A 12,956-nucleotide genomic window follows, 5' to 3' on the forward strand; every position below is an offset into this window, starting at 1 on the left:
CCTCCCACCTACCGCCACCCCTCGGTTCTTCAGCAAAGTATTATCGAGGCCGCATTCCAAAAAAGTCATCCTATCGTCGACATTAACCTTATGTTCCTAATATGGCTGATCGATATCGACATGCGCCTGAGCATCGGCATCGAGGCCGAAGAAGCGCTTCGCCCGATAGCGGTCGAGCGCCACAAGCGCGATCATGCCCGCATTGTCGGTACATGCGCTCATCGGCGGCAGCGTAAGCCGCACCCCGAGCTTCTCGCACATGACCCCGTACGCCGCGCGCAGGGCGGGGTTCGCCGCAACACCGCCACCGAGGCAGAACTCCTTCGCCCCGGTCAGCTTGAGCGCCATCTCGGCTTTCGCCACCTGCACGTCGATGACCGCCTGCTGAAACGATGCCGCAACATCGGCTTTGTCCACCGTGCGTCCCGCCGCCTCCTCGTTTCTCAAGTACGTGATAACGGCGGTTTTAAGCCCCGATAAGGAAAACCGCAGATCTCCCGAGTGGAGCATGGCACGCGGAAAACCAATCGCTGACGCATCGCCTTCGGCGGCGAGCTTCGAGATGACGGGGCCGCCAGGATACCCGAGGCCCATCGCCTTCGCAACTTTGTCGAATGCCTCGCCCACCGCATCGTCGAGCGTCGAGCCCATCGTAACGTATTCGCCCCACGCCTTCACATGGACGAGCATCGTGTGCCCGCCCGACACGAGCGACACCACCAAAGGCGGCGTGATGTCGGGCGTGGCGATCTTGTTCGCATAGATGTGGCCTTCGAGATGGTTCACGCCGATAAACGGCAGATCGGCCGCCCACGCGGCACCCTTCGCGAAGGCGACTCCCACCACGAGCGCTCCCACAAGGCCGGGAGCGTAGGTAACCGCCACCGCCGAAAGGTCGCGCCAGCGAAGCCGAGGCACGCCGATTCGCTCCGCCGCGACGTCGAGGCATTCGTCCGTAACGCCGCAAATGGCTTCGATATGCTTGCGGCTGGCGATTTCGGGCACCACGCCGCCGAACCGCGCATGAAAATCGATCTGGGATGCGACCACATCGGATACAAGAGATCCCCGCCCGTCGACGATGGCAGCCGCCGTCTCGTCGCACGAAGTTTCAATGGCGAGGACGAGCGGTTGGGAGCCTTCGATACGCTCGCGTGAATCGGCCCGCTGAACAGCCGTTTCATCTGAGGTATCGCACGGTTCGGCATCGCTGTGCACCATAAGCTCCATGCCCGCCACATCGTGGTGATCGAGCGGAAGGGGACCTTCCATGATAACGGCATCCTCGCGATCCGAGTAATAGCGCGGACGCATGCCGATCGATTCGAACCCAAGCGCGCGATACAAAGCCTGTGCCGATTCGTTCGACGCCCGAACTTCGAGCGAGCAGCTCTTGGCGCCGAGATCGCGGGCATCGCTCGCGATGCGAGCCAAAAGCGATCGCGCAATGCCGCAACGCCGCATGGCGGGCACCGTCGCAACCTTGAGAATCTGCACCTGACCGTCAACGATCCACCCCCCCGCATATCCGACAAGCGCATCGTCCGCATCGTAAGCGGCCCACCACACGCGATCCTTGCGCGGCAGCTCGTCGAGCACGAGCGCTTCGCTCCACGCGTCGGTGCCCATGAGCTCCGTTTCGAGATGCGCAACCATTTGCGCATGCGCCGCATCGAGCGGTCGGTACGTGATGCCGTTTTCATCCGCCTGGGCGTTTTCGATCGCGCTGTCGCGCACCGTTGCGCGCTGATCGCGCCTTATGCCCGTATCCTGTACGCCGGTGCGAAGATTTTTGGGTTCGTTCTTGCTCAATCGGATACGTTCGTTTTCCTCAGCATCCGATAACCTCGTATACACCGGCAAAGCGAACGCCGGATTGCCGAATGCGGCATCGAACGGGTCGATGTCGCCTTCGCGCCACGCCGCTTGAGCTGCGAGCAACAGGCCCTGCCCCGTCGGCGTCCAGAGAGGTTCGTCGGCGAACGTGCCGCACGGCTCGAACAGATCGGCATATTTTTTGAGTGCATCGCCCGCCACGACGGGAACAGCGGATGCGCCGCCAGCCGCATCGGCAACCGCGCCCGTACAGCCAGCCGCATCGGCGGCGTTGACCGCATCGGCCTCCAAACCCGCAGCGTTCGCCGCACCCTCTTTTGCAGCCGAATGGGCGGGCCACCCGCCCGCAAGGCGTTCGGCAGCCTCGTCGGCCTTGACCACGCTGTCGGCCTCAAGACGGGCAATGCCCTCATCCGATAGCTCGAACCGAACGGGATAGACTTCCTTGCGCATGGCATCCGCTACCACCACAGCATGCCCGCGCACGCCAGCATGCTGCAAGCCCCATGCGATGGAATCGAGCGTCGAGACGCCGTACAGGGGAACCTCGAGAGCTGCGGAGACGCCCTTTGCCGTAGCCATCGCGATGCGCACGCCGGTGAACGATCCCGGTCCGCGCCCGCACACCACGCAAGCGATCGCATGTTTGTCGATACCGCATTCGGAAAGCAGCGCGTCGATGCGCGGCAGCAGCTGCGTGTTCGACGCCCGATGGGCCTCGATTTCCACCGAGGCAGCCAGAGAAACGCTTCGGTCTGCAGGATCGAGTGCGCCGAGTCCGATCGCTATGATCTCGTTTGCCGTGTCGAACGCAAGGATATACGGGTGTGTCAATTCGCTCATAGTAGTTACATCTTCGATTCTGTGGGTTCGGGGCTTATCGCGCACATGCCGATTCGCATCGCGGGCTGCATCCTACTGGGTTTGCACAAGGCGGGATTTCGAATCCTTCGCCCATACGAACAGCAGGTTGCGCGCGCGTTCGCCGAACGAGTGCGCCTGGACGATCCGTATGCCGTTTTCGTTAACGGTAATGTCGATCTGGAGATAGCCGTACGGCAACGCATCGGGAAACTTGTCTCCCCATTCGATGAACGTTGCACCCGGCCCGTCAACCGTCTCGTAATAGCCGATGTCTTCGAGCTGATCGGATGCATCGAGCCGGTACAGATCGAAGTGGAACAGCGGAAGCTTGCCGTCCATATAGCTCAAAAGGATGTTGAACGTGGGGCTCGTCACCGGCCCGCCGATTCCGAGGCCCGCGGCAACCCCTTGGACGAACTGCGTCTTGCCGGCACCGAGATCGCCGTTGAGCACGATCACATCGCCGGCTCGCAGGTACGGGGCGAGCGTCGTCGCCAGCTGCTTGGTCGCTTCGGTCGAAGTGGTCTGCCGCACGTATGTGAGTCCGTTAGCCATGCATGCTATGATACGACAACCGCGAGCGCTAATCTAGGCATGCACAAGGTCAGCACGGCCATGGAGACCACGCGGACGATGTCGCCAGCACGGTCGCCGAAGCAGCATGATCGCGAATGCCCGAGCCGCCCAATCAACAACCTGCCCGATCGATCCTCTCGGGATGGGTGTACACCGTGAAGCGATCCTTGCGCGCAAAGGCCGCAAGTGTCATGTTCACACGCTCGCCGAATTCAACGACGGCGCTCGTGGGAGCCGAGATGGTTGCAACGATCGCAATGCCGAAACGCGCGCAGCGGATGGCCAGATCGAGGGCGCAGCGGCTCGAGAGGAACATAAACCCGCTCGACGGATCGACGCCTTCGCGCAACAGGGAGCCGATGAGCTTGTCGATGGCGATATGGCGTCCGATATCCTCGCGAACAAAGCGCCGCCCGGTTGCGCAGTCCACGAACATCGCCGCATGCGTTGCCCCGGTATCCTGATGCATGCCCTGCAAGGCGAAAAGCTCGTCGCTCGCCTTCCATACGTCCTCGGGCGCAATGTGCGGGCCCTCGGGAAGAAGGCCTACGTCGAACCCCGGAAGCGCTGGCGCAACAACGGCCGGACACGGACTCGTCGAAGCCGAAACCCCGCTGATTGCGCGACGGACCTCGCACCCCGGCTCGATGCTCACGACAAAACCGTCGGCTTCTTCGCATACGCTCACCGCACGCACCTCTTCGGCCCGCTCGATGAACCCCGAAGAAAACGACAGGCCGAAGGCGAGATCCTCGAGATCGCACGGCGTGCAGGTAAGGGAAATCGCTTCGTTGCCGAATCGCACGACCACGGGCACCTCGGCTGCGATCGCCTCATCGCGCAACGAGCTTCCATCGCGCGCGATGCGCAAAGCCGAGACGTTCGTCATGTACGCACGCGAACCCTGTCCCATTACGCGCCGCCCATCCCCGTCCGCCGATCCGCGGCCAGCGCATCGCGAGTGCGCTTGCATTCGGGGCATAGCCTCGTCATCGTGCGGGCTAGCGCCGCATCAGCATGATCGAGCTGGGAAAGCAAGCGATTCGCATACGCAACCTCTTTCCTCGATGCATAGTACTTGCCGCACTCCTCGCATTCGGCAAGCGCGAACACGCATCGCTTCGGCGGCTCGGCCTCATCGGCGGGATTGACGCCGGAAAGCAACCCCATCGCGCCCGTCGGGCACACCTCGTGGCACGCGCCGCACGACGTGCACAGCTCGAAATCGAGCATCCACACAAGCGTTCCCTCGTCCTCGTCGACGACGATGCCGATGGCGCGGGGCTCGCATGCCACCGCGCAGGCGGCGCAGGCTATGCACGCGCCGAAATCGTGATGGGGCTTGCCTCTGCCGTGCGAGATCCGAGCACTGCGCGCATTCGCATTACACCCGCCGCCCGATCGAGGCGATGGGATAGATCCTTCAACCACGGGCACCCCCTTGTCCGCCTGCGCGCATGGCCACCATCATCTTCTCGAGGGCACCGAGGCGCTTCTCGCGGCTCGACACCTCAAGCGACGCCTGATCGACCACCTGCAGCGCATCGGTCGGGCAAGCCTTTACGCACTGAGGTCCGTCGGCGGTTTTCGCGCACAGGTCGCATACGGCAACACACGAGTAGTCGCCCGTCTCCTTCTGGCGCAGTAGACCCGACGAGCGTGCCGTCGAAGCGCGGCCGAACAGAACGCCGCGGGGACGCGAGCTCGAGGGCATCGAGGGATACACCGCCCCGAACGGGCACGCAAGAGCGCAGAGAAGGCATCCCGTGCACAGATCCTCGACGACCTGCATCCGATCGCCGTCGCAGACGATGGCATCGGCCGGGCACACGGCCATGCAGGGAGATCCTTCGCACTGATGGCAGGTGACGGCAGCGGATACATCCCTCGTCTTGATGATCGACAGGCGCGCAACGGGACGGAGCGCAAGTTTTCGATGGCTCTCGCTGCATGCAACGGCACAGGCATCGCATCCGATGCACCGATGCGGATTCACGATGACGAATCGGTTCAAGCTGCCCTCACCTCGCTTCCCTGTACAAAACCGCCCCTATACGGCCGTTTCTTCCGAGCCCCATGCCCTCTCGAGCGCCAAACGCGCGTTCTGAGCCTCGGTGGCCTTTCGCGCCGCTTTCTCGGCCTCGGCAATCGCACGCGTGCGCGCCTCGGTCACCGTGCCCGGCACATCTCCCTCGCCAAGCTCGGCCGACGGGTCCGCTTCGGCCACAGCAACATCGGCAACCTCATCCTGACGGGATGCCTCGGCGAATAGGCGGTCTTTGAGTTCGGTGTAGAGGTCCTGCATATGGCGCTCGGCCCACAGCTGGTCGGCGATGGGCTCCACCTGGCAGGCGCCGTACTTGTCTTCGGGCGTGCCCGATTGCGAATCGGTCACGTGCAAGGTGAGCTCGTTGCATTTGCCGACCCACCATTGGTAGGTCATGTACACGGCCCCCTCGTTGATCCGATCGTCGAGAGCCGCGCGCGAGATGATCTTGCCGCGACGCGAATACACCCATACGAGCTGCTCTTCGTCAATGCCGCGCGCCTCAGCATCGAGGGGGTTCATATGCACGTAGCCCGGTTCGTCGGCAAGCGCCGCGAGCGCCTTGCAGTTGCCGGTCATGGATCGGCACGAGTAATGCCCCACCTCGCGCACCGTGCAGAGCACGAGCGGGTACTCGCGGTCGGGAAGCTCGGTCGGCGACTCGTAATCGGTCGCGAAGAAGTGCGCCTTGCCGTCAGGCGTCGTAAACGCACCGCCTCCGTAGAGCTCGGGCGATCCGGGATGGTCGATATCGGGGATAGGCCATTGGGCATGCCCGAGACCTTCCATCTTCTCGTAGGTCGCACCGAAGAACAGCGGGCACAGCTCGCGGATCTCGTTCCAGATCTCTTCGGTCGACGTATACGACATGGGATAGCCCATGCGACAGGAGAGGTCTTGGAATATCTCCCAGTCATGGCGGCATTCGCCCTTGGGAGGCACCGCAGCTGAAAATCGCTGGAAGGTGCGATCAGACGCGGTGAACACACCCCCGTGCTCACCCCACGAAGTGGCGGGCAGCACGACATCGGCAAGCGTCGTGGTCTGCGTCATGAAGATGTCCTGGCTGATAAGCAGATCGAGGTCTTCGAGCGTACGACGCATCTGCGCCGTGTCGGGCTCGGTCTGCAACGGATCCTCGCCGAAGTTGTAGAACGCGCGGATGCTGCCGTCGGCCACGCCGTGCGGCAGATCGGTGAGCTTGCGACCCTCGACAGGAGAGAGCTTCTCGATCGGCACGTTCCATGCGCGGGCGAACTTCTCGCGCACCGCGTCGTCGTCGATGCGCTGGTATCCGGGATACAGGCTCGGCCACATGCCCATGTCGCACGAGCCCTGCACGTTGTTCTGACCGCGCACCGGCGCCAATCCGCTCGCATGCTTGCCGATATGACCGGTGATGAGCGCAAGCGCCGCGATGGCGTGTACGCTATCGACGCCTTGGCGCTGCTGGGTTATGCCCATGCCCCATCCGATAACGGCGGTTTCCGCCATCGCGTACAAGCGCGCCGCCTGCCGAATCTGCTCAGGCGCCACGCCGACTACATCGGCAACCGCCTCGGGAGCGTAGCGTTCGACCGTCTTCCACCATTCGTCGAAGCCGACCGTATGCCCTTCGATGAAATCCCAATCTGCCAGATCTTCGGCGACGATCGTATAGGCGAGTGCGTTCAGGAGCGCGATGTTCGAGCCGTTCTTCTGCGCAAGGTACATATCGGCGATGCGCGCCGTTTCGATGACGCGCGGGTCGGCGACGATGAGAGTCGCCCCCCGTTCCTTCGCCTTCACGATGCGGCTCGCAACGATCGGATGGCTGGCCGCGGGGTTGTAGCCGATGAGAAAGATACAATCGGTTTCCTCGAGCAAGGGGATGCTCACGCTCATGGCACCCGATCCAACCGATTCCATGAGCCCGATGACCGAAGCCGCGTGGCAGGTGCGGGCGCAGTTGTCGATGTTGTTCGTGCCCAAGCACGCCCGCACGAACTTCTGCATGACGAAGTTCGCTTCGTTGCCCGGTCCACGCGACGAGCCGGTGAGCATGATCGCTTCGGCACCGTGCTCGTCAATGATGCGCTTGAGGCGCTCAGCGGTGAAGTCGAGTGCCTCGTCCCAGCTCACGCGTTCGAGCTCGGCACCCTTTTCGCGACGGATCATCGGATGGGTAAGGCGCGGCGTCAAAATCTTGGTATCGTTGACGAAGTCGTGGCCGTACAGGCCCTTCAGGCAGAGCTCTCCTCGGTTCGTCACGCCGTCGGCAGGCTCTGCCTCGACGACATAGCCGTTTTCTACCACCAGGTTCATCTTGCAACCCGCCCCGCAGTACGGACATACGGTTATATGCTTCTCCATGGCCCTACCTTCCGCCCAGGTCCTGGTTCAAATGCAGCGTCGAGTACGCAGCCGTAGCCTTCGCGGCCTCCCTGCGTTTGCTCTGCGCTCCCTTTTCTAAAAACCGCTGATCGATGAGCCTGAGCGCATGGGTGGGGCACGCCCTCACGCAGGCCGATCCCTGCGCATGGCCCTCGCACAGATCGCACTTGATCACCGTCGATTTTCTGCGGCTGCGCCGTCGCTTCGGCTTCTTGTCGCCGTCCCCTTCGCTCTGCTCGGGCGCTGCCAGCACTTCGGTTACGATATCGACCGCGCCGTACGGGCAGGCGAGAATACAGTTGCGGCATCCGATGCACTTCTCCTTGCGCACGCCCACGCGCTCGTCATCGGAGTAGAGGCACCCGGTAGGGCACGCCTCGACGCAAGGGGCATCGACGCAATGATGGCAGCCGACAGGCGCCGAAACGGTGCGCGTTGTAACGAGCTGCAACCGGGGCAGAGCAACGTCGCCTTCGATATCGTGTCGATGGAGGCACGCCGCCATACACGTTTTGCAGCCGATGCACTTACCGGGGTCGGCTATGACGAACTTCCTGCTGAACATGCTAGGCCGAGGTCGTCCGCTCGGCGGCTTCGACCACATGGGCCATAAGCACCGAGGTGGTCACCGAGCCAATGCCGCCGGGAACCGGTGTAATGGCGCCTACGATCGGCTCGACTTCGTCGAAATCGACATCGCCGCAGAGCTTTCCCGCCTCGTCGAAGTTGATACCGACATCGAGCACAACCTGATCGGGCGAAAAGCACTCTGCCTTGAACATGCGAGCACGGCCCGTTGCGCACACCACGATATCGGCAGCCCGCATCACCGCAGCAAGGTCTTTGGTCCTCGAATGACAGAGTGTCACCGTAGCGTTACGGCGTAGAAGCATCATGGCGATCGGCTTGCCGATCACGAGGCTGCGACCCACCACGACGACATGGGCGCCCTCGAGGGGAACGTCGTAGTAATCGAGTACCCTCATGCATGCAGCAGCCGTACACGGGGCGAATCCGAAATCGCGGTCCATGAACACGGCGGCAAGCGCTGCCGACGAAATGCCGTCGATATCCTTTTCGGTTGCGAGCGCGTCGCATACGGCCTGCTCGTTGATATCACTCGGCAGCGGACGGAACATCAGGCATCCGTGAATCGACTCGTCGCCGTTCACCTCGTCGATGGCTGCTTCGATACCAGCCTGGGAAACCCCCTCGTCAAGCACGGTTTTTCGCACTTCGATGCCGAGCGATTCGGCCCGCTTCTCCGCCGTACGTTCGTACGACAGGTCGTCGGGACGCTCGCCCACGCGCAGAAGCGAGAGCCCGCACACGATGCCTTTATCCGCTAAAGAAGCAACGCGGCCCCCGATTTCTTCTGCAATCTTCTCGACTACCGGCTTGCCGGCTAAACGCTTTGCCATGAATCCGCCTATCTGATCTCGTCGAGCACGTACGCATACAGTTTGTCGGCCAGGGCGCCCGAATCCCCGATGAGCCGATCGGCCTCGCCGGCGTAGCCCTCGGCGCGTTCGCGATCGGCGATATCCTTCGCATTGATGAACACGTTGAGACTTGCGCCGTTGAGTGCGGCTTTCGCGCACACGACCGCAACGCCCACATCGGAAAGCACCATGCGGCTTCCGTTGTACGCCAAGAATTCGCACAGTTCGATAACCCGGGCGCACGAGCGCATGATATCGAGCGGCACTTCGCAAGCACCCGTAAGGGCGTGCTGCATGGCGGCATCTTTCGCGGCTTGCTCGTCAGGCGTTGCCTTCGGCATACCGTACGCCTTCGCCAAGGGTGCGAAGGCGCGCGCGTCCTCATCGACGAGTTCGATCAACCGTGTGCGCAGGTCGGCGAGCTTCTCCAAAACGATGTAGGTGTCGGCCTCTACCGATTCGTAGCGTTTCTTCCCCACGGTAAGGTTTCCCACCATCGATCCGAGCGCCGTCGCAAGGGCGCCCATGTACGCACTGGCTCCTCCCCCGCCCGGCGTTGGGGCTTTGCTCGCCAAATCCATAATGAACGTCGTATCGAGCATGCTCTTCTCCTGTCGCGCTCGGTCGCCTCGCCGCCCATGCGGCATCTCTCTTGCCTGCACTCGACGCCCGGATCTCGGGCTGCCGTGCTTCGTTTTAGAACAGCCCTGAAATCTTGCCGGTCTCATCGACGTCGATACGGCAGGCCGCAGGTTCTTTGGGAAGCCCCGGCATCGTCATGATGTCGCCCGTAAGCGCCACGACGAATCCGGCACCCGCCGAGACCTTCGCCTTTTTAACCGTGATGCGGAAGCCGCGCGGTGCGCCGAGCAGCGCCGCATCGTCAGAAAAGCTGTACTGCGTCTTCGCCATGCAGACGGGCATATGCCCGAACCCGAGAGACTCGAGCTGAGCGAGCTCGTTTTTCGCAGCGGGTGTGAAATCAACGCCGTCGGCGCGGTAGATGCGCGTGGCGATGGCCTCGATCTTCTCGACAAGCGAAAGATCGCTCTCGTAGCAGAACGCAAAATCGTTGGGTTCCTCGCACAGGCGCACGACCTCCTCGGCGAGCGCGATGCCGCCTTTTCCGCCCTTTGCCCACACCTCGGAAAGCGCAACGTTCACGCCGAGCTCCTTGCATTTCTCTTCGACGAGAGCCAACTCGGCCTCGGTATCGGTGGGGAATCGGTTGATGGCCACCACGCAGGGCAGCTTGTAGACTCCCGTAATGTTTTCAACATGCTGGAGAAGGTTCGGAAGGCCCGCCTCGAGGGCTTCGAGGTTCTCGTTGCCGAGCTCGTCTTTGGAAACGCCGCCATGGTTTTTGAGCGCGCGCACCGTAGCGACGACTACGACCGCATCGGGCTTGAGCCCAGCGAGGCGGCACTTGATGTCAAGGAACTTCTCGGCACCCAGATCGGCGCCGAACCCGGCTTCCGTCACACAATAATCGCCGAGCGCCATGGCCATGCGCGTCGCCATGATCGAGTTGCAGCCGTGCGCGATGTTGGCGAACGGCCCGCCGTGCACGAAGGCAGGAGTTCCCTCGAGGGTCTGAACGAGGTTGGGCTTGAGCGCATCCTTCAAAAGTGCGGCCATGGCGCCCTGAGCCTTGAGATCGCCCGCCGTGATCGGCTCGTCGGCGGCCGTGTAGCCAACCACGATGCGCGCAAGGCGCTCTTTGAGATCGATAATCGAGGTGGCAAGGCAGAAGATGGCCATGATCTCGCTTGCAACCGTGATGTCGAACCCGTCTTCCCGCGGCATGCCGTTGGGCTTTCCACCCAAACCGTCGACGATGTTGCGAAGCTGACGATCGTTCATGTCGACGCAGCGTTTCCAGGTGATCTTGCGCACGTCGAAGCCGAGGGCGTTGCCCTGCTGGATGTGGTTGTCGATCATGGCAGCGAGCAGGTTATTGGCCGCGCCGATCGCATGGAAATCGCCTGTGAAGTGGAGGTTGATATCCTCCATGGGAATGACCTGGGCATACCCGCCGCCAGCAGCGCCGCCCTTGATGCCGAACACGGGTCCGAGGCTCGGTTCGCGCAGCGCGACAACAACGTTTTTGCCCAACTGGGCAAGCGCGTCGGAAAGACCGACGGTCGTGGTCGTTTTGCCCTCCCCAGCCGGCGTCGGATTGATCGCCGTCACAAGCACGAGTTTTCCGGGCGTATGGTCGACGTCGGCGAGCAGGTTGTAATCGACCTTCGCCTTGTGGTTCCCATACAACTCGAGGTACTGCTCGGGTACGCCGGCGGCCTCGGCTATCTCGCGGATGTGCTTTGGGGTTGTTGCTTGGGCAATTTCAATGTCGCTCAACACGAAGGCCCTCACTTTCTCATTTCGTACTCGTCTGAACGCCCGGGCGCACGCACCGGATACAGGCAATTCTACTTGTTCGGCGCACCGAGCGTATACCGTATTTCACCAAGCGCACAAGATGACCAGCCGAGGGGACGGAAACGCGGGAAACCCGAGGGCGGCAGACCGGACGCGGGCGCGAGGGCGGATGGATGAGCTTGGAGCCGGCTTCCGTCGACCGCCCAAAACGGTATGAACAGCCTGCCGATCCCAAATCGTCAGGAAGGCGGGTGGGATTCTGCATGGGACGGAAAGGAACGATTCTGCATGAGATTTACGATTGTGACCTCAAGGATATAAGATATTACTTTTTTGATCAGGCGTTCTAGTGCAGATGCTTAAAGATATCGCCCGGAATCAGGCTCCATGGGGTTCACAATCGTAAATCTCATACAGCGGAAGGCCGATCCCGCGAGAAACCAGAAACGACCCGCAGCGGCTCGGGATTTCACAGCATCGGACGACGCCCGATGCTGCGCAACGGCGGGCGGGCAACGACGAGGCGCTCCCGCGGCCGAGCTGGAAGGGGGCCGGCCCAAAGCTTCGAAATGGAGCAGCCGCGCGCGAACGGGCCCGCTACTTCTGAGCGTCGTAAATGAGTCGCAAACCGTCAAGCGTCAGTTCGGGCACAACCACGGTAATGGTTTCTGAGATGCGCGCCACCGATTCTGCTAAGCCTCCCGTCGCGATGACCTGCGTCTCGTAACCGAGCTGCTTGAAGATGCGGCGCATGAGCCCGTCGACCCGATCGGCTTCGCCGTATACGATGCCCGCTTGGATGGCCTGCTCGGTCGTGCCCCCGATAGCCGTACCCGGATCGACAAGGTCGATCGCGGCGAGCTTGGTCGCGCGCGAGAACAGCGCATTTGCCGACGTTTCGACCCCGGGAGCGATGACGCCCCCGATGAAGTACCCCTGCTCGTCGATAACTTCGATGTTGGTAGCCGTACCGAAATCGACGACGACGCAGGGCGGCCCGAAAAGGATGCGGGCGGCAACCGCATCGGCGACGCGATCGGCACCGACTTCGGCCGGGTGCGCATACGTCGACTTGAACAGGTCGCCCGCAGCCCGGGCGTCCACCACAAGCGGCTCTTTCCCGAGCATCGTAACCATGGCGTCATGCCACGACTCCGTCAGCCGGGGAACCACCGACGCAAGCGCGGCACCATCGACCCCTGAAGCATCGATGCCTTCCGATTCGAAAAGCGGCTTAACCTTGATGCGAAGTTCGTCGGAGGTGTGCAGCTTGTTGGTGGCAACCCGCCACATATGGAGCAATTTGTCTGCTTCGTACAGGCCTAATACCGTTTGAGTGTTGCCGACGTCGATAGCAAGTAACATGTTTTTGACAATCCCTTTGACCGAGAACCATACTGTCTATAGTGCTATTATAGCAATCACGGGACGCCCCC

At 62.1% G+C, this 12,956-nt stretch carries 11 protein-coding genes; all 11 read right to left on the reverse strand.

Annotated features, from left to right (window positions below; translation table 11 throughout):
• Window positions 1-96: 96 nt before the first annotated feature.
• Entirely contained in the window at window positions 97-2,679 is a 2,583-nt protein-coding gene (tsaD, locus tag MWL89_RS14460) for a tRNA (adenosine(37)-N6)-threonylcarbamoyltransferase complex transferase subunit TsaD (RefSeq protein ID WP_244386974.1), read from the reverse strand.
• A gap of 72 nt (window positions 2,680-2,751) precedes the next feature.
• Window positions 2,752-3,255 carry a tRNA (adenosine(37)-N6)-threonylcarbamoyltransferase complex ATPase subunit type 1 TsaE gene (tsaE, locus tag MWL89_RS14465; RefSeq protein WP_244386976.1) on the reverse strand — a complete coding sequence of 168 codons (504 nt, stop codon included), beginning with the start codon at window positions 3,253-3,255 and terminating at the stop codon, window positions 2,752-2,754.
• A gap of 133 nt (window positions 3,256-3,388) precedes the next feature.
• Window positions 3,389-4,189, reverse strand: coding sequence for a formate dehydrogenase accessory sulfurtransferase FdhD (gene fdhD, locus MWL89_RS14470; RefSeq protein ID WP_180995279.1), 801 nt, complete (start codon window positions 4,187-4,189; stop codon window positions 3,389-3,391).
• Entirely contained in the window at window positions 4,189-4,707 is a 519-nt protein-coding gene (locus MWL89_RS14475) for a 4Fe-4S dicluster domain-containing protein (protein ID WP_244386978.1), read from the reverse strand. Before MWL89_RS14475 ends, fdhD begins: the two co-directional genes overlap by 1 nt.
• The gene (locus MWL89_RS14480; protein ID WP_102380040.1) at window positions 4,700-5,290 is read right to left on the reverse strand and encodes a 4Fe-4S binding protein; all 591 of its coding nucleotides are present in this window, start codon (window positions 5,288-5,290) and stop codon (window positions 4,700-4,702) included. The genes MWL89_RS14475 and MWL89_RS14480 overlap by 8 nt, the downstream gene beginning before the upstream one ends.
• Before the next feature lie 36 nt (window positions 5,291-5,326).
• Window positions 5,327-7,675: a formate dehydrogenase subunit alpha gene (gene fdhF / locus MWL89_RS14485; protein ID WP_244386980.1), complete on the reverse strand. Its 2,349-nt coding sequence runs from the start codon at window positions 7,673-7,675 to the stop codon at window positions 5,327-5,329.
• A gap of 4 nt (window positions 7,676-7,679) precedes the next feature.
• Window positions 7,680-8,261: a 4Fe-4S dicluster domain-containing protein gene (locus MWL89_RS14490; protein ID WP_244386982.1), complete on the reverse strand. Its 582-nt coding sequence runs from the start codon at window positions 8,259-8,261 to the stop codon at window positions 7,680-7,682.
• Between the two features lies 1 nt (window position 8,262).
• A complete protein-coding gene (locus MWL89_RS14495) occupies window positions 8,263-9,117 on the reverse strand; it encodes a bifunctional 5,10-methylenetetrahydrofolate dehydrogenase/5,10-methenyltetrahydrofolate cyclohydrolase (RefSeq protein WP_244386984.1) in 855 nt (284 codons plus the stop codon).
• 8 nt (window positions 9,118-9,125) lie between these two features.
• Window positions 9,126-9,740, reverse strand: a complete 615-nt coding sequence (locus tag MWL89_RS14500; RefSeq protein WP_102380043.1) for a cyclodeaminase/cyclohydrolase family protein — start codon at window positions 9,738-9,740, stop codon at window positions 9,126-9,128.
• Between the two features lie 94 nt (window positions 9,741-9,834).
• The gene (locus MWL89_RS14505; protein ID WP_102380418.1) at window positions 9,835-11,502 is read right to left on the reverse strand and encodes a formate--tetrahydrofolate ligase; all 1,668 of its coding nucleotides are present in this window, start codon (window positions 11,500-11,502) and stop codon (window positions 9,835-9,837) included.
• Window positions 11,503-12,117: 615 nt separating this feature from the next.
• The gene (locus tag MWL89_RS14510) at window positions 12,118-12,885 is read right to left on the reverse strand and encodes a type III pantothenate kinase (RefSeq protein ID WP_102380044.1); all 768 of its coding nucleotides are present in this window, start codon (window positions 12,883-12,885) and stop codon (window positions 12,118-12,120) included.
• Window positions 12,886-12,956 lie beyond the last annotated feature (71 nt).

Origin of the sequence: Raoultibacter timonensis (assembly GCF_022845715.1) — a bacterium.
Lineage (GTDB): Bacteria > Actinomycetota > Coriobacteriia > Coriobacteriales > Eggerthellaceae > Raoultibacter > Raoultibacter timonensis.